Below are 18,259 nucleotides of genomic sequence, written 5' to 3' on the forward strand. Positions count from 1 at the left end.
CTACATGATCATGTAAGTGGTATCCGCAGGTCTATCACAGTGCCTTGCTGTTGAACAGAGCGGATATTCAATGCTCCGTGTAACGCTTCTGCTCTGGCTTTCATGTTACGCAGTCCATTGCTGCTTCGAATGAGGCCGGTATCGAAACCCACTCCATTATCCTGAATCATCAGATTGAGCTGATGTTCTTTGCTCTCGATAACCACATTCACTTCAGTTGCCTGCGCATATTTCGCAATATTATTGATCGCTTCTTTGTAGATGAGGAAGAAGTCCCGCCGTTGCTGCATATCCAGACTCAGGTTCAGCAGTTTTTCATCGATGGTGATATAGGTTTGCACATTCCTGCATTCGAGTGTCTGTGCGGCATATTCGCGCATGCGCACCACCATGTTCTCCATTTTATCGTTTTCTGGTTTCACTGCCCACACGATGTCGCTGATGCCTTGTTGTGCAGCGGCAGATTGTTCGGTGATCTTCTGGATGAATACAGCTGCTTTGCTGGTGTCTTTTTGCAGGTTCTTCCCGGAAACTTCGGATAGAATTTTGATGCTGGTGAGCGTAGAACCGATCTCATCATGCAGGTCTTTAGCGATATTGTTTCGCACAGCCAGCAAAGCTTCCTGCTCATGGATCTTTCGTTTCAGCTGGTAACGGTTAAACAGAAAATACCCGATGATGGAAATAAGTCCTAACCCCACCAACAGCAGATTACGCACCGTTCGGGAGTTTTTCAATTGCTTCTCCTGCAACTGTTTTTCTTTGGCTGCCAGTTGCAGTTGTTGTTGATTGTAACTGGCCAGCAGCTGTTGTTTATCGAGTTGTTCATCCTGCCGGCTGATCTGCAAATCCTGCAGTTCTTTTTCTTTTGACAGAAGATCGATCTCGTTCTGTTTTTTCTGTGCCTCCAGCAGATTGCCGGCCAATAATGCATTCTGTTTTTCTATCTGAAGGGTTTTGATTTCCTGGGTTGCATTGAGCCGGGAAATCAGGTTGTCTTTCTTTTCACTTTCGTATTTGGCTTCGAGATCTGCAATGGTGGAGGCTGTATTGCTCTTGATGATGCTGTCCCTGTAAAGAATATGAGTGGTGAGGTTGCTGTAGGCTTCTTCGTAATTCTGATGACGCTTGTAAAAGATAGCCCGTTGAAGATAAAGATCCCGGAGATTGAATTTATCGTTCAATGTTGCTGACAATCGTTGAGCATTGTTGAAATAGGAAATTGCGCGGGCAGAATCTTTTCCGGAGAAGGCCATTCCGGCTGCGATATAGCGCCGGGCGAGCATGGAAGGATCCTTTTTGCTTTTTTCCAGCAGCGCAATAGTTTTCAGTTCATATTCAATCGCGGTAGCGCTGTCTTTTTGTTCGCTGGCAATGAGGGATGAAGTGATGTAGGAATGAAGGATGCGGCTTTCATCTCCCGACTGTTCCGCATATTTCACGCAAAGTTTCTGATACTTTACAGCTTCCTGATTATTCACTCCGAGATAGAACTGGCTGAGATTGCAGCAACCCAGCGACAGCCTTGCGATATCGCCGGATTTTTCTCTAAGGGCAAGAGATTTCTTAGCGTATTCAATGGTTTTATCGCGTTGTTTCAATTCGTAGTAAACGGTAGCGAGATTGTTGTAGGCAGCGGCTTTTTCGCCATCGTAGCCATCACCCAGCGACTCGTACATATCGATGGATCTGATGAGGCAGTTGGCTTTTTTATCGAGTTCACCTTTTACACCGTAGGTGAATCCGAAATCGTTAAAGGCCAACGCGGCATATCGGGAAGGATGATTGTTGAAATACTGCGCGCATTTTTCAAAGAAAGGAATGGCTTCATCATACTTCTGTCCATACATATTGGTCTGTGCCATTTGCATGAAAGTAATGGCGAGAATCAGGGAATCTTTCAGTTGCTGCCCGATGGCATGCGACACATTTGTTTCGAGGGCAGCGCGCGTCAGATCTCCTTTATCCATGAGAATATCGGTTCTTTCGATCAGCGTGTAAGCGAGTCCTTTTTTGTAATTGATCTTTTTGCAATAGCTTTCTGCGAGGCCGCAATAATTCAGGGCAGAGTCATAATCTGAAGAAGAGAAGAATTCTTCCGCTTTGGCGATAAGTGCAAATACATGGATGGAATCTTTTGCATTCGATTGCGCCTGAGATGCAGGAGCAGTCAATAGCAATGCAGGTATCAGCCAATACAGGTAATGCCTGAATTTCATGGAGAGCAGGTTGTTTTACAGGCATAAAATACAACTAATATCGGGGATTAACCCTAGCTTTATCTCTAATTTTCGCCTATGCAAATTCTCACTGCCGCTCAGATCCGCGAATGGGACCAATTCACCATCCGCGAGCTGCCCATCCTTAGCATCGACCTTATGGAACGTGCTTCCACAGCCTGTTTCGACTGGCTGCTGGATAACGGCTACAAACAAAGTGCCTTTACCATTTTCTGTGGCAAAGGCAATAATGGCGGTGATGGATTGGCAATCGCGCGACTGCTTGCTCAAAGCGGACATGCGGTAACGGTGAACATCCTCGAATTCGGCGCAAAAGGAACCACGGATTTTCAGACCAATCTTGCGCGTCTTCATCAGACAAATGCCATCATCCGGTTCATTTCGTCTGAAGAAACCATTCATGCAATCGACGACGATCATATTGTAATCGATGCATTGCTTGGAACCGGACTCAACCGTCCGCTGGACGGACTTACTGCCGCTGTTGTGCAGCATATCAACCAAAGCGGGAATCTGGTGATTGCCATCGATATTCCTTCGGGATTGTACACCGATAAAAGCAGTAAAGGTGCAATCGCCATCGAAGCAATGCAGACATTGAGTTTTCAATGTTACAAGCCTGCATTTCTTGCAGCAGAGAACCAGCGGCATATAGGGGAACTGCACATTCTGGATATTGGTCTTCACCCCGAATACCTCAACACCATCACCCCCACTTACCAGTGGATCGATGATACAATTGTCCGCGCTATTCTTCCTGTCAGAAATAAGTTCGCGCACAAGGGGGATTTCGGTCATGCGGCACTGATAGCAGGAAGCCTTGGCATGATGGGTGCCGCTGTGCTCAGCGCACAATCCTGCCTGCGCAGCGGAGTGGGCAAGCTCACTTGTTTTGTGCCGAAAGCCGGTTATGAGATCATGCAGATCAGTGCGCCGGAGGCCATGTGTATTGTGGCAGGAACGGATCATATCGGAACGGTAGAAAATATTGCAGCATTCAATGCCATCGGCGTGGGTCCGGGTATGGGGAGATATACCGAAGGCGCTCCCCTGCTGCAACAATTGTTTCAGCAAAGCAAGGGAGCATTGGTGCTCGATGCGGATGCGTTGAATATACTCGGAGAAAACAAATCATTGCTTGAAAAGATACCATCGCGTGCAGTGCTTACACCGCATGTAAAAGAACTGGAAAGGATGTTCGGTCCGGCTGCCAATGATTTTGAAAGATGGGAACTGGCTCACCATCATGCAAAAAAACTCGGCATTACCATTGTGCTGAAAGGCGCCTTCACCATGGTGGCCACGCCGGGAGGAATTTCCTGGTTCAACAGCACCGGCAATCCGGGTATGGCAACCGGCGGAAGCGGAGATGTACTCACAGGCATCATCACCGGTCTCTGTGCACAGGGACTGATACCCGAACAGGCAGCCATCGCGGGAGTTTACCTGCATGGGCTGGCAGGAGATCTGGCAGCAGTGCAGGTTTCAGAGCCTGGACTTATTGCGTCTGATATCACCCGTCACCTGGGCAATGCCTACCTTCTTTTGCAGCAAACACCGGAAGACTTTTAAGCGCTTCTCCCTTTTCCGGAAAGAAACTTTTCCACCATTCATTACATAGAAAGAATAATTGCGATATTCGCATTCTATTTATACTTTAGTATTGTCAGGTACCCTCCCTATTCCACACATCCTATTTAACATACCTCCAAAGTCCATCTTCCTTCCAGTAACCTGATTCAACTCTGAACATCAAAAGGACCTCGTATGTCAATTACCTTCAAGACCCTGACAGGTATTGCCTTTCATGTATTGGCTATCCTGTACACCAACCATTCAACAGCAAACACTATTACTGTAACCAGCAATGCTGCCAGTGGCGCAAATACATTGGCTGAAGCTATTCAAACCAGCAATACATTGCCTGGGGCAGACATCATCGAATTCAATCTTCCGGCCGGATCAACAACCATTAGTCTCACAGGGGCCGGATTACCTGCCATTACCGACGAACTCTTCATTAATGGATATTCGCAATCCGGAGCAAGTCAGGGAACCATATCTTCGAGAGTTATCGTAGTAACAATCGACGGCAGTCTTCTCAATGGCGGCTCAGATGTTTTCACCATCAATTCAGCGGATGTTTCCATTGCAGGATTGTCGATCATCCGTTCGCCGCGTTATGCGATCAACATCAATCAGCAGGGAAACACTGCACATATCTGGGGCAACTATCTCGGAACAAGTGCAGACGGTGCAACAGCGGGCCTCGGCAATGCCAGTGGCGGCATTGCAGTCAACCTCTTCAACTACGGAGGTGCATTTAACACAGGCGTAGTTATTGGCGTGGATGGCGATGGCCTCAATGATATCAACGAAGGCAATCTCATCTGCTCAGGAACCAACAGCGCTGATGGTATCATTCTTTGGAATACACGCAGTGCAGTGATTGCCGGCAACATAATCGGGTTCGACAAAAATCTGAACACAACAGCAGCTGGCGGCAGTTTTGGCCATAGCCGAAATGGAATTCTGGTAACAGTAACCGCTCTTAACAATACCATCGGAACCAATGGCGACGGCACTTCCGACGCATTGGAAGGCAATATCATCGGCAATAACGGTGAAGTAGGTTTATTTCTGGTACAAAGCCACGACAACGTGATCGCAGGCAATATCATCGGCTTCGGAAAAGCCGCAGCAGGCAATGGCAGAGAAGGTATCCATATCATGAACAGCCATGGCAACCGCGTGGGCACAGACGGACTCAATGGCAATGCCAATGATGAGAAGAACACCATCGTATACAATATCAGCGACGGTATCCGTCTCAGCACTTTCGATTTCCTTAACATGGGAAATACTTTTGCAGACAACACCAACGACAACATCATCGCAGGAAACAATATCGGAGCAAATGCACCCGGAGGAACAGAGGCAGACGGCGCCAATGGAGGTGCGGGCATTTTGCTCACTGCAGAGTACAGCACATTCACTTTATCGAACAATATCATCGGTTCCAATAACGATGGCAGTGAAGATGCAGCTGAAGGAAATCATATTGGCAACAACAACAATGGAGGCATTGTAGCAAAAACAACGGCAGGTGTTGCCACCGGAAATAAATTCTCGCGCAACAGCATCTTCAACAACAACAATCTGCTGGGCATCGATCTCAATGCAGATAAGGTTACCAGCAACGATAACGGCGACAGTGATGCAGGCGTTAACAACCTGCTGAATTTCCCTGTGATCACTTCTGTACAGGTAAGCGCTACAACCCTTACTGTACGTGGTTTTTCACGCCCCAATGCTGTGATAGAATTTTATATTGCCGATGCGGGTCCCAATCCCAATCCACTTCCCGGCGGATATGTAACAAGCTTCGGCGAAGGAAAGACTTTCCTTTTCCGTGGTCAGGATGACGCAACACTCGATGCAGCCGACCTGCTCGTTGGCACCACCGGCAATTACAATGCATCGCAGGAAGGAACAGGCACAGGCGGCATTCGCAACGAAGCTGAATTCCGCTTTTCCATTCCGTTGAGCAGCCTCCAGGGGTCAGTTTCAGCCGGCACCCGCATCACGGCACTGGCTTATGAAAGTGCAACAGGCGCCGGCAATACTTCGGAGTTTGGTCCGGTTACGGCACTGATCCCAATGCCGGTACAATGGTTGTCTATAGGATCGAGATACAACAACGGCAAAGTGCATATCAACTGGAGAACTGCCGAAGAGATCAACAACCATCATTTTGAAATACTGAAAAGCACCAATGGCAAAGACTACAGCATAATTGGAAAAGTAGCAGCCAAAGGAAGCAACAGCAGTTATGAATTCATCGACGATAAACCGGCAGATGGATTGAGCTACTACAAGATCCGTCAGGTAGATTTCGATAACAATTCTTCAGAGTCGAAGATCATGTCGGTTCGTACCGATCTCGGCGTCTTCACGGCCAGGGCATCGCCCAATCCGTTCAAGTCTGTGCTGGAGCTTCGTTTCAAACTCGACAGAGAAGACAATATCCGCGTACGCATCTACAACCTCAGCGGTGTTATTGTAAAAACATACAACATTCGCGGCAATGCAGGCGTTAATACAAGCAGCATCACGGATTTGGGTAATTTACCTTCGGGTTCTTATTCCCTCGAACTGAGCGGAACCCAGATCAGTTACAGACAACAGCTGATAAAACAGTAAAAGAACAAGTAGAACAATAGGGTTATGAGGGAGGTTTAACAAAGACCTCCCTCTTTTATTTACCCGGTTTCCATTATTTTTACATACCGTAAAATCGGCATGTCGACAACCAGCCCACTATACCATCAGTTCCAGCAAGAGTTCTCGCGCTTTTATGAACCACTGTGCCAGTATGCCTATACATTAGTGAAAGAAATGAATGTTTGTGAAGACATCGTTCAGGATATTTTCATGCATGTATGGGAGAAGAAGCAAAGCCTCGTGGGCAATGAAGGCATCCGGTACTATCTCTACACAGCTGTGCGAAACAACTGCCTCACCTGGCTGCAACGCAACAAAAAGCAGATGGTAACTGCATTAACGGGGCAGGAAACCATTGCCACGGAGCAGGTGCACCTCTCGCCGGAGAAAGCGGAAACAGATTTTATGGCATTGCTGAAATCTGCGCTCGACAAGCTGCCACCCAAATGCCGCGAAGTATTCGTACTCAGCCGGATGGGCAAGCTCACCTATCAGGAAATTGCTGATTCACAAGGCATTTCTGTGAAAACTGTAGAGAATCAGATGGGAAAAGCACTGAAGATATTAAGACTTTTTATAAAGGAACGGCAGGTTTACCTTTCGGTTTTCCTCCTTTCTGCGTTTTATTCGTTCATGGAAATAGGGGTTCAACACTATTTTCTGTTATAGTTTTATCGCAAGCACGTTATGATAGACGACCAGATAGCTGATATTATTGCCCGCCAATTGAATGGAACTGCCACCCCGCAAGACCTGGCAGAATTGCAGCAATGGCTGGATGCCGATGCATCGCATCGCCATGAATACGAACAGATGCAGCTCATCTGGGATAAAGGCGCTACCATGCATGACACTCCCACATTCGATACCATTGCAGCCTGGAATAAAGTAGATACAGGCATTCGCCAAAAAGAACAGCAGCAACCCGCTATGGTATTCCCGCTGAAGAGGCTGGCTGTTGCCGTAGTATTCCTCGGCGTGGTATTCGGCGGTTGGTATCTCTGGAATCGTACACAGAACAACACACAAACCATAATCGCAGCCGAAGGCAATACCCCTGTTACTTTGCCAGATGGCACACAGGTAACCCTGCGCAAAGGCAGCAGCATCGGGTATGATAAAGACTTTGCAGGTACTTTCAGGAAAGTGCAGCTGAAAGGCGAAGCTTTCTTTGAAGTTGAACCAATGGAAAAGAAACCATTCCTCATCTCCACCGATTACTCCACTATAAAGGTACTGGGCACTTCCTTCCTTGTTCATTCAACCGACCTGGGAGACGAAGTGATCGTGAGCACCGGAAGGGTAAGTTTTGCCGGAAAACAGAAAGAAGCGCCACAGGTGATACTTTCAGCCGGACAAAAAGCCGTGCTCACCGGTAACGATCTTCAACAGGCTGCTGTATCGGATTCCAATTTCCTTTCATGGAAAACAGGTCTCCTCAATTTCAGCAATACGCCGCTCATGGAAGCGCTGGAGGAGATTGCCGACTACTACGGCATCGAAATTTCTGTAGCTCCCGCCATCCAGTCCGAAGCCCTGAAAATGCACCTCACCGCCAAATTCGACAAACAACCACTCACTGAAGTGCTGGAAGAAGTAAAACTGTTTACGGGTCTGGAAACCAGCACAGAAGTCAATAAAATTATATTTCATAAAAAATAAGACGGAAAATCCACGGAATTCAGCAAATTGCCCCTCCTAAACCACGGCCACCGGGTTTTGGCTTTACATGAAGGGTCTACTTTTCACAATATTTATTCTGACTGGCTGCATTGGCTTCCACCGGGCTAATGCGCAGCAACGTTTATTGACCACACCCTTCAGTGCGTTTACAGACAAAGCATCCATCCGCTCGTTCTTAGAAGATATCAGCCTGCATAGCAAGGTAATTATCGAATACACATCTTCGGCTATTGATACAGGTAAGATTGTCACCATCAGCGGCAAACCCGCTACCATCGGTGCATTGCTGCAACAGGTATTGCGTGGCCAGCTGATAAGGGTGGTGGAAAGAAACAACAAACTCATTCTTGCTCCCAACTCCACCGCATTGCCCGATGATGCATTGCTGAACAGTTACACCATTTTCGGCATCGTAAAAGATGAAACCAGCGGAGAGCCGCTCCCCGATGCTACCATCTGGGATCCTGTTCACCGAAAAGGCACACTGGCCAATCAGCATGGCTATTTCACCCTCGTAATCCCCGAAGGGAAACAGACCATTCAGATCACCTATGCCGGATACACGCCGATGGTGCTGAACATCGCCGATCTGCAACAGGATATGCGGCGCGATATACGCCTGCAGCCCGTTCCTGCCATCGCCGAAGTAATTGTAGCCGAAGTGCCCCGGCAGAAAAGAGAAGGCGCCGATAAAGTGAATGCAGAAGATTACAACAACGTACTCGGCGAACCCGATGTACTTCGCTCATTGTATCAGCTTCCCGGCGTGAAGAACGTAGCCGATATTCCCAACGGCATTCTCGTGCGGGGAGGTAATCCCGGAGAGAACTTGTTTTTGCTCGATGGCAATCCCGTATTCAATCCCATGCACCTGCTGGGTTCGTTGCCGATCGTAAACAAGACCTCGCTGAAGTCGATGTACATTTACAAAAGCAATTTTCCGAGCCGCTTCGGAGGTGGACTCAGTTCTGTAATGGATGTAAGCACCAAAGACGGCAATATGAAGCAGTGGCAGGGCGAGATCAATGCAGGCGTACTCGCAGGCTCCTTCACCATCGAAGGTCCATTGAAAAAAGACCGCACTGCCATCATGCTCAGCTTCCGTCATAGCTGGATCAATCCGCTCCTGCGACTCACCAACAGCAGCATCCTCCTCAATTTCTACGATGTTCAAATGAAGGTGACGCATATACTTTCGAAGAAAGATAAACTGATGTTCAATATCTACAGCGGAGACGATAACCTCAAACTGTCTGAAGCGAATATCAATAACCGCCACCAGTGGGGAAATAAAAACCTTGCACTCAGCTGGAACAGACTGCTCGGCGCCAATGCGTTCATCAATACATCGCTGAACATGAGCAGCTACAACAATATTGCAGGCTTCAGGTATTCTCTGTACGACAGTTCAGGATCGATAGTGCAGAACAAAGTATACAATATCTTTTCATCGATCAGGCAATACAATATCCGCAGTGTACTTGAGTATTCGCCCACCAATAACTGGAGAATGAATTTCGGCGCGAAGTACTCAGCTACGCGCATCAAGCCATTCACGCGAACGGTAACGCAGGATTTTATCGATGACCCCGATGAGTTCAGCGCCTTCCCTACTCTCACTTACCGCGAAGCTGTGTTGTTCTACGAATCTGAATTCAGACTCGGAAAAAAACTCACTGTACGCCCGGGTTTACATTTTTCCAATTACACACACGGTAATTTTGCATTCAGTTCCTGGCAGCCCAGATTTTATGCGGCTTACAGAATCGACGGACATAATCAGGTAAGTCTTGCCTGGAGCCAGATGGCGCAGTACCTGCATCAGGTTACCAATCCTTACATGGGTGTTAACAGTGATGCATGGGTCCCTTCTACGCGCAAGCTGGAACCCGAAGAGAGCCGGATGTTCAATCTTGGTTATCTCTACAATCACCCTAATTTCGGCACCTTCAGCGCCGAACTGTATTACAAGAAACTCTACAACGTTACCAACTATATCGAAGGCAAGAATCTGTTCCTGAACAACCGAAGCTGGGAGCAATCCATTCAAACAGGTAAAGGATGGAGCTATGGTTCGGAGTTCATGTACGTTAAGAAAACTCCGAAGTGGAGAGCACAGATCAGCTATACACTTTCCTGGAACTGGCGTCAGTTCAAATACGTGAATAAGGGAAACAAATTCCCTTTCAAGTACGATCGTCGTCACGATCTCAATCTGGCAGTATCGTATCAGGTAGGCAAAAGATGGAACTGTGCTGCATTGTGGAGCTGGGCTACGGGTGATGTGTTCACGCTCCCCAGTCTTGTTTATCCCGATTTTGATGATGCGCAGCAGATCAAAGATCCGCGTTCGCCCGACGAATACCGGTTGATCTATCAGGGCACCAATGCACATCCGTACAGAACGCCATCGTATCACAGGCTCGATGTATCGGCAGGCTTCCATCATCTGGTGAACAAAAAACTTCCTGCAAAACTGATCATGGGAATTTACAACGTGTACGGAGCGCCCAGCCAGTACGTGTACGATCTGGAAGGTACGCTGGGCAAGCGTTCGCTGGTGGTTACCACCAAGTACCAGTTTTTCGACATTACACCTTATGTAGCTTACAATATCAATTTCTGATGCAAAGGAAAAAGTACATATTTCATGCTTTGATGCTGCTTCTGCTGCTACCGGCTTTTTCCTGCAGGAAGAATTTCATTCCCGATGCCAGTGAAGACGATAAACTGGTGATCCTCTCCGAAGCAACAGCAGGCGATCTGGTAAGGATCCCTATCGGACGAACCATCCGCGCAGGTGCGGGCAATCTGCTGCAATTCGAAAAAGTGAACGACGCCACTGTGGTGCTAACCGAAGAACACGGCGGCAAATGGTTGCTGAAAGCAGATAAATCACCACAGTTTGAAAACAATCCCACTTCTGTTTTTACTGTTAAACATTATTTCAAGCCCGGCGGCAACTATACGCTGGAAGTAAGCCATCCTGTATTGGGTGCAGCAAGAGCGAACACCATCATCCCCGCACCCGTAAATATCGAAAAGCTCGATACCAGCAGCAACGTACATCAGCTTAAACCTGTACTGCAGGTTAAACTCAAATTGGTTGATCTTGCCGAAACGCAGGAACTGTATGTAATCGAAGCATTGAAGCAGGTGCTGAAAGTTCGTACCACTTTCAGTTACAAAGGAACCAAATACGATATGGCTACCGAAGTAGCTCAAACACTCTATGCACAGGTGAAGTCGGAACCCGGCGTAAAATTGGTGAAAGATACTGTTGCTCAGCAAAAGTTCCTTCGGCTCGATCTGTACACCAATGATAAGAATATCGACAATATCCGTTTCGATAATCCCGACAATCCATACCGCAGGATCTTCTTAACCGATTCTCATTTCGAGAACAACAAATACGAACTGAATTTCGGCATCGATAAAACGTATTTCACTACAGACTCTACTGAACTGAAAGGCCGTGTGTTGCTGCAGATAAAATCGGTGAGCAGAGAGTTGTACAGGTATCTGGTTACTTACGAAAAATACAAGACGGATTTCGGATCTGTTCCTGCCAATGAACTGATCTCTCCTGTGGGCAATATCCAATCCGGACTTGGTGTATTCGGCGGAAGCTCCCAGATCGAAAAACGCTATTATTTCGATGAGCTGTAAGATCACTGCACAAAAAAACCGGACCTGAAAAGCAGGCCCGGCGTTTATTTCAGAAAGTTGATATTACTTCTTACAATCCTGTTGGCATTTTCTTCTCTGTACGCTGTTTAGCCAAACCGGGATCGAGTTCGATGGCTTTATCGCACAATTGTTGTCCTTTTTCTTTCTCTCCTTTTTTCTGGTATGCCATTCCGATCATGTAGAGCGCGTTGGCGTTTTTGGCATCGATGCTGAAGATCTTATCCCATGTATCGATGGCTTCCTGCCACTTGCCTGCTTTGTACCATGCTTCGCCGATGGTGTAGATGAGTTCCTTATCACCGGGTCTGTTCTTCAGCATCTGGTTCATGATCTCCATGCCTTTTTCCAGTTGCCCTGTATTGAGGTAGGCGTTGCCAAGGTTTTCGAGATAATCGTTTGTTTTTTTGTAGCCCTTAGCTCCGGCGCGTTCGAGCCAGTAAACGGCTTTCTTGTCGTCGGGAATGGCGTAGAAGGTGAGTCCGGCTTCATACATCCAGGTGGCGTTGGACGAATCGCGCTCCAGCGCCTGTTCGTAGCAGCCTGCCGCCTTTTTGTAATTGCTCATTTCAACGAGTGCGCGTGCAGCGATGTAAGGCGTTTCTGCTTTCTTAGGATCGTCTCTGAAAGCGAGCTCGCAGAATCTCAAAGCATCACCATATCGCTCCAGTTCGTAATTGGCCTTTGCCATCAGAAAGTTCACGGGCTGAGTGCTTTTCAGCTGCTTCATCTTATCGGCATACTTGATTACTTCTTCCCACTTGCGCGTGTTGATGCTGAGTTGCGCGAGTTTTTCGATCACCGGCAGATTGTTGGGATCGAGTTGCTCAACGGACAGCAATTTTTCACGGGCCTCCATGTAGCGGTTCTGCTCGAGCAGTACAGATGCAAGGTCTGTGAGGATAACAGTATTTTTCGGATTGAAAGATGAAGCCTTTATGAAGTGTTTTTCAGCTTCACGGTAGCGGCGGGCTTGTTTTTCCACCAGGCCTTTATCATGATAAAAGCCGGCGCTGTCAGACTGGCTGTATACTGCTGCGGACATTAGCAGACATCCCGCCAGCGGGAGATACTTTCGCATGTTTCTGAGATTGGTATTGGATCAAAAGGTTACGTGTAAAGGTTGGTTAGCGTAAAACTATTGCTCCCAACGCTGGTAAATGTACGTTTATTTCGTAGAGGTCTTGATTTTTGTCTACCAATTTCACGGAAATTTCAAGATTGAACACATCGCCTGAACCCCAGTATTTTCGGTCGTTGCTGTTGAATATCTCCTTCCAAACCTTCTTCCCTTTTGCATATAATTTCCAATCGTGCCGCACATTGGGTGTGAGGTTCAACACTATAAGCAAATCGTTCTCCGGCAGCTTGCCTTTTCGGCGGTAAGCGATCACGCATTCGTCGCGGTGATTGAGGTCTATCCATTCAAATCCCTGGGCATTGAACTGGTTCTCATAGAGTGCGGGCTGATTGCGCAATAAGTTGTTGAGGTCGCGCACGCAATCTTTCAATTGACGATGTGCATCGAACTGAAGCAGTGGCCATTGCAATTCAGACTTATGATTCCACTCATCGGTAGCTCCGAATTCATTGCCCATAAAGAGCAGTTTGGCACCGGGGTGAGTGAACATATAGGTGTACAATGTGCGGAGATTGGCGAATTTCTGCCATTCGTCTCCGGGCATTTTGTAGAGCATGGGGCTCTTGCCGTGCACCACTTCGTCGTGGCTGAGCGGCAGCATGAAGTTCTCGTCGTAATAATACATCATGCTGAAAGTGAATTTATCCTGAAGTCCTTTGCGGAAGAGCGGATCTGCTTTGAAATAGTCGAGGGTATCGTGCATCCAGCCCATCATCCATTTCATGCCGAAACCGAGTCCGTCGGTGTAAGTGGGTCGCGATACGCCGGGCCAGTCGGTGGCTTCTTCTGCGATAGTTTGTACATCGGGGAAGTCGCGGTAGATGGTTTCGTTGAGATCGCGGATGAAGTGGATGGCTTCGATATTGCCGTTGCCGCCGAATTCGTTGGGTTCCCATTCGCCTTCGGTGCGGCTGTAGTTGAGTTTGATCACCGAGCTCACGGCATCTACCCGGATGCCATCGATATGGAACAGTTCGAACCAGAACCGGGCACTGCTGATGAGGAAAGATTTTACTTCTCCCCTTTTGTAATTGAAGATGTAACTGTTCCAGTCGGGATGGAAACCTTTGCGCATATCGGCATACTCGTAGGTATGTGTGCCGTCGAACATATGGAGGCCGTGGGCATCGTAGGGAAAATGCGATGGCACCCAGTCGAGTATCACGCCGATGCCGGCCTGATGGAGCGCATCGATCAGTTCCATCAGCCCCTGCGGATCGCCGAAACGCGAAGTGGGTGCAAAGTATCCTGCCCCCTGGTAGCCCCAGCTGCCGTCGTAAGGGTGCTCCATTACAGGCATGAACTCCACATGCGTGAAGGCCATCTCCTGCAGGTAAGGCACCAGTTTTTCGCGTATGGTAGCGTAGGTATTGTAACTTTCTTCATCATTCTTATCCGGACGCATCCAGCTGGCCAGATGCATTTCGTATACACTCCATGGCGCGTCGATGGAGTTGCTGGCGTGGCGGTTTGCCATCCATTCCTCATCCTTCCACACATAATCCAGATTCCAGGTGATGCTTGCGGTTTGTGGACGGCGTTCCCAGAAGTTTGCGTAGGGATCGCCCTTATCGAGTTGTACGCCTTTGTATCCGTGAATATGGTATTTGTAGACCTCACCCTTATGCATATGCGGAATAAAGCCTTCCCAGATGCCGCTGCTGTCTTTTCGTACAAAGAGCGGATGAGCTTCATTATTCCAGTTGTTGAAATTGCCTGTAACAGCAACGTAGGTTGCGTTAGGCGCCCATACGGCGAAATAATAGCCTGTTATGCCCAGCACTGTTGCTTCGTGAGAGCCAAGCAGCTGGTACATCCTGTAATTGGTGCCCTGCTGGTAGTTGCGGATATCTTCGTCGGTGAATAAGGAGTAATTCCACACCGGTTTGGTGCTGTCGATAAAATGTTCTTCCTCGTACTTCAAGGGTGGTACCAATGTTCAAGGTTTTACGGTACTTAAAGATACAGGAATTATGATACCGATTGCATCGTTATGGTTGCAGGTCTGCTATCAGCAAACTTTGCGCAGGCAGCGACATGGAATCTTTTAGTGTGAAACGATTACCTGTAGCGATGTCGGTTGCTCCGCCAAATCCTTTCAATCTTTCTTCAAACCTTGCAGTAGCAATGGTTTTAGGCTGATCGTTTGAATTGATGATGCACATAATTGTTTTCTGATCGTTGTACCGGAAATAGACGTACACGCCGTCTTCGGGAACATATTGCATCAGCTTTCCGGAATGCAGCGCCGGTGTGTTTTTCCGGTAGTTGGCGAGTTTGCGGGTGTAATCGAAAATTTCATTCTCTGCTGTTGTTCTGCCAGATGCGGTGAATTTGTTAGCGGAATCATTTTTCCATCCGCCGGGAAAATCTTCGCGGACGAGTCCGTCGGGGTTGGCAAAATTCTTCATCAGCGTTTCGGTTCCGTAGTAGAGTTGCGGAATGCCTCTGTAGGTGAGCAGCCATCCGATGGCCATTTTCATTTTTGGAATGTTCTCGCCCAGGATGGAGAAGATGCGGCTCACATCGTGATTGTCGAGGAAGATCACATTTCGGTTGGGATCCTGATACACGAAATCATTGGCGGTAGTGCTGTAGAGGCGGCTAACGCCTTCCGTCCACCCGAAGGGCTGCGTGAGTGCCGGAATAATGCCGTACAGATTCAGTTGAAAATCCGTTACGCCTGGCAGATTGCTTTTGTAGGGAATATCGAAATGATTGGCTGCAAAGTAGCTCTGGTTAAGCGTTCCGTGAACCCATGTTTCTCCGAAGATATGAAGCTGCGGATATTCGTCGAGCAGCGCTTTGTTGCAGCGGTTCATGAAAGCGAGATCGTTGTAGGCATAGGTATCGATGCGCCATCCGTCGAGACCGAATTCTTCCGTGCACCAGAGTGCATGCTGGATGAGGAAGTTGGCAACGAATTCGTTTTGCTGATTTAGGTCGGGCATCGAAGGAACAAACCATCCATCGCTCATTCTTTTTTTGTCGTCGGCTGCAGCGTAAGGATCCATCAGCACCTGATCTTTGTAAGTGGTGTTGATATACTTTTTGGAGAAGTGGAACCAGCTGCTGTCGGGCAGATCTTTGAAGAGGAAATGATTGATGCCAACGTGATTGTACACTGCATCCTGAATAATTTTCATGCCTCGCGCATGCAGTGCATCGATGAGTGAATGATAGGCTTTAGCCCCGCCCAGTCTCGGATCTACCTTGTAATGATTAGTAATAGCATAGCCGTGTTCCGTTCGATTGGCCATATCGTTTTCGAGAACAGGATTGAGCCAGATGGCAGTTACACCGAGATCCTGCAGGTAGCCGATATTGTTTTCGACACCTTTGAGATCGCCGCCATGGCGGGCCCAGATATCTTTGCGGTTGAGCGATTGATCGAGCATGCCGGGTATGCGGTCGTTGGTAATATCGCCATTGCTGAAGCGATCGGGCATGATGAGGTAGATCAAATCTTCGGTTCCGATGCCTTTGATGCGTGTAGTGCCAATGCCTGGCTGGCGTTGCTTCAATTCGTATTTGAAATCTGGACCAACATCTCCTTTCAGCAAAAACTTCAATTGCAGTTGTCCTGGTTTTGCCGTGGCAGCAATCTCCAGATCGATGGCAATATATGCCCGGTTCTTAAAGCGATGTACCTTCTTCAATTGCACACCGGTATAGGGTTTCAGCCGAACGGACTCTACTCCCCTCGTGCTTCCCGGAGCATACACCAGCAATTGCAGTTGCTGCGATTTCATGCCCGTCCACCAATGGGCAGGATAAAAACGTGGTGTATCCTGAGCGATGGCTGATGATACCAACATCAATGCGCATACGAAAGTGATTATTCCTCTCATGCCAGTTTTTTTTCTTCTTTGATACGAATTGCACCGGGGTCATACACATAGATCACACTGATGGCGGCACAGAGCATGAACACGCCTGCGAGCACCAGTGCATATACGGGCTGATTGTTGTAAAGATGTTTTACGATCGGGCCACCGATCAGTCCGTTCAGTATCTGCGGTATGGTGATAAAGAAATTGAAGATACCCATGTAGATGCCCATCTTACCTGCCGGTATGGAGCCGGATAAGATTACGTAAGGCATCGCCAGAATGCTGGCCCATGCTATACCTACGCAGACCATCGATCCGATGAGGAATTCTTTATTCGGTGCAAAGTAAACGCTGATGAGACCAATGCCTCCGATGAACAACGACAACGCATGTGTTTGTTTTCTTCCGATCTTTTTGGCAATGGTGGGAAGCAGCAATGCATAAGCGGCGGAAACACCGTTGTACACGGCGAAAATAACGCCGGTCCAGTCCTGCGCTTCGCGATACGCTTTGGAACTTTTATCATCGATGCTCAATCCGAAAATATGTGTAGCGATGGTATCTGTAGTAAATACCCACATGCCGAATAAAGCGAACCAGCTGAAAAACTGTACCAGTCCGAGTTGCTTCATGGTTTTGGGCATGCGCGCAAAGTCTTTGAAGATGGAGCTTAATCCTTCTTTCTTATCATCCTGCACGCCGTGGTATTCTGCATATTCTTTGGGAGGATATTCTTTCGTTTTGAAAACAGTCCACAACACACTCAACACAAAAATGCTGGCGCCGATGTAGAAAGCAAGTTTCACGTTTTGTGCAACCACGCCTTCGGGTGCTTCGTTGCTTACGTGAAATACACTGTTTAGAATGGCAGGCAATGCGGATCCCATCACGGCTCCTATTCCAATGAGGAATGTTTGAATGGCGAAACCTTTGGTTCGTTGTGAATCCGGAAGATTGTCTGCAACCAATGCGCGGAAGGGCTCCATGGCCAGATTGAAACAGGCATCCATGATCATGAGAAAGGCTGCTCCGATGATTACGAGCGGTGCAATACTGCCGAGGATATTTGCATTAGGCATCAGCGCAAGTGCACTCGAAGAAAGGATGGCGCCTGCGAGGAAGTAAGGCCTTCGTCTGCCGAGGCGGTTCCAGGTGCGATCGCTGTAATGCCCAACGATGGGTTGAACAATCAATCCGATCAATGGAGCGGCGAGCCAGAACCAGCTCAGGTGCTCCACTTCAGCGCCGTAGTTGCGAAGGATGCCGCTGGCGTTGGAGTTCTGCAAGGCAAATCCGAACTGGATGCCCAGAAAGCCAAAGCTCATGTTGAAGATCTGAGCAGTTGTCAGCGTTGGTTTAGGTTTCAGCGCTGCAGTGCCGGCGCCGGATGAAGAACTGATGGCCATAGCAATCGTTGTTAATGATGGTTGAGAACGGAAGATAATGATTAT

General features: G+C 48.0%; 11 protein-coding genes. 6 read left to right on the forward strand and 5 right to left on the reverse strand.

Going from position 1 to position 18,259, the window contains the following annotated elements; genetic code table 11:
* Positions 1-8: 8 nt before the first annotated feature.
* Positions 9-2,219: a sensor histidine kinase gene (locus HHL16_RS11475; protein WP_169425343.1), complete on the reverse strand. Its 2,211-nt coding sequence runs from the start codon at positions 2,217-2,219 to the stop codon at positions 9-11.
* A 78-nt stretch (positions 2,220-2,297) separates the two neighbouring features.
* Between HHL16_RS11475 and HHL16_RS11480 the strand changes: the two genes are divergently transcribed.
* The 6 genes from HHL16_RS11480 (at position 2,298) to HHL16_RS11505 (ending at position 11,816) form a co-directional block, all read left to right on the forward strand.
* Positions 2,298-3,812 (forward strand): NAD(P)H-hydrate dehydratase, encoded by a 1,515-nt coding sequence (locus tag HHL16_RS11480; RefSeq protein ID WP_169425344.1) that lies wholly within the window; start codon positions 2,298-2,300, stop codon positions 3,810-3,812.
* 195 nt (positions 3,813-4,007) lie between these two features.
* On the forward strand, positions 4,008-6,443 hold the full coding sequence (locus HHL16_RS11485; protein WP_169425345.1) for a T9SS type A sorting domain-containing protein: 2,436 nt from the start codon (positions 4,008-4,010) through the stop codon (positions 6,441-6,443).
* A gap of 99 nt (positions 6,444-6,542) precedes the next feature.
* Positions 6,543-7,133, forward strand: coding sequence for an RNA polymerase sigma-70 factor (locus HHL16_RS11490; protein WP_169425346.1), 591 nt, complete (start codon positions 6,543-6,545; stop codon positions 7,131-7,133).
* Between the two features lie 18 nt (positions 7,134-7,151).
* Positions 7,152-8,126, forward strand: a complete 975-nt coding sequence (locus HHL16_RS11495; protein ID WP_169425347.1) for a FecR domain-containing protein — start codon at positions 7,152-7,154, stop codon at positions 8,124-8,126.
* Positions 8,127-8,193: 67 nt separating this feature from the next.
* Positions 8,194-10,773, forward strand: a complete 2,580-nt coding sequence (locus tag HHL16_RS11500; RefSeq protein ID WP_169425348.1) for a TonB-dependent receptor — start codon at positions 8,194-8,196, stop codon at positions 10,771-10,773.
* Positions 10,773-11,816, forward strand: coding sequence for a DUF4249 family protein (locus tag HHL16_RS11505; protein ID WP_169425349.1), 1,044 nt, complete (start codon positions 10,773-10,775; stop codon positions 11,814-11,816). Before HHL16_RS11500 ends, HHL16_RS11505 begins: the two co-directional genes overlap by 1 nt.
* Positions 11,817-11,886: 70 nt before the next feature.
* On the opposite strand, the gene HHL16_RS11510 is transcribed toward HHL16_RS11505, so the two are convergent.
* The 4 genes from HHL16_RS11510 to HHL16_RS11525 are packed head-to-tail and all read right to left on the reverse strand — an operon-like array spanning position 11,887 to position 18,214.
* Positions 11,887-12,915, reverse strand: a complete 1,029-nt coding sequence (locus tag HHL16_RS11510) for a tetratricopeptide repeat protein (RefSeq protein WP_169425350.1) — start codon at positions 12,913-12,915, stop codon at positions 11,887-11,889.
* 46 nt (positions 12,916-12,961) lie between these two features.
* On the reverse strand, positions 12,962-14,911 hold the full coding sequence (glgB, locus tag HHL16_RS11515; protein WP_206022390.1) for a 1,4-alpha-glucan branching protein GlgB: 1,950 nt from the start codon (positions 14,909-14,911) through the stop codon (positions 12,962-12,964).
* Between the two features lie 55 nt (positions 14,912-14,966).
* A complete protein-coding gene (locus HHL16_RS11520; RefSeq protein ID WP_169425351.1) occupies positions 14,967-16,826 on the reverse strand; it encodes a glycoside hydrolase family 13 protein in 1,860 nt (619 codons plus the stop codon).
* Positions 16,823-18,214 (reverse strand): MFS transporter, encoded by a 1,392-nt coding sequence (locus HHL16_RS11525; protein ID WP_206022392.1) that lies wholly within the window; start codon positions 18,212-18,214, stop codon positions 16,823-16,825. The genes HHL16_RS11520 and HHL16_RS11525 overlap by 4 nt, the downstream gene beginning before the upstream one ends.
* Positions 18,215-18,259 lie beyond the last annotated feature (45 nt).

Origin of the sequence: Pseudoflavitalea sp. G-6-1-2 (assembly GCF_012927185.1) — a bacterium.
Lineage (GTDB): Bacteria > Bacteroidota > Bacteroidia > Chitinophagales > Chitinophagaceae > Pseudobacter.

What these genes read in the sequence shown, in the direction of transcription:
- HHL16_RS11475 (WP_169425343.1), bottom strand. Translation starts at nt 2,219, where the DNA reads ATGAAATTCAGGCATTACCTGTATTGGCTGATACCTGCATTGCTATTG.
- HHL16_RS11480 (WP_169425344.1), top strand. Translation starts at nt 2,298, where the DNA reads ATGCAAATTCTCACTGCCGCTCAGATCCGCGAATGGGACCAATTCACC.
- HHL16_RS11485 (WP_169425345.1), top strand. Translation starts at nt 4,008, where the DNA reads ATGTCAATTACCTTCAAGACCCTGACAGGTATTGCCTTTCATGTATTG.
- HHL16_RS11490 (WP_169425346.1), top strand. Translation starts at nt 6,543, where the DNA reads ATGTCGACAACCAGCCCACTATACCATCAGTTCCAGCAAGAGTTCTCG.
- HHL16_RS11495 (WP_169425347.1), top strand. Translation starts at nt 7,152, where the DNA reads ATGATAGACGACCAGATAGCTGATATTATTGCCCGCCAATTGAATGGA.
- HHL16_RS11500 (WP_169425348.1), top strand. Translation starts at nt 8,194, where the DNA reads ATGAAGGGTCTACTTTTCACAATATTTATTCTGACTGGCTGCATTGGC.
- HHL16_RS11505 (WP_169425349.1), top strand. Translation starts at nt 10,773, where the DNA reads ATGCAAAGGAAAAAGTACATATTTCATGCTTTGATGCTGCTTCTGCTG.
- HHL16_RS11510 (WP_169425350.1), bottom strand. Translation starts at nt 12,915, where the DNA reads ATGCGAAAGTATCTCCCGCTGGCGGGATGTCTGCTAATGTCCGCAGCA.
- HHL16_RS11520 (WP_169425351.1), bottom strand. Translation starts at nt 16,826, where the DNA reads ATGAGAGGAATAATCACTTTCGTATGCGCATTGATGTTGGTATCATCA.
- HHL16_RS11525 (WP_206022392.1), bottom strand. Translation starts at nt 18,214, where the DNA reads ATGGCCATCAGTTCTTCATCCGGCGCCGGCACTGCAGCGCTGAAACCT.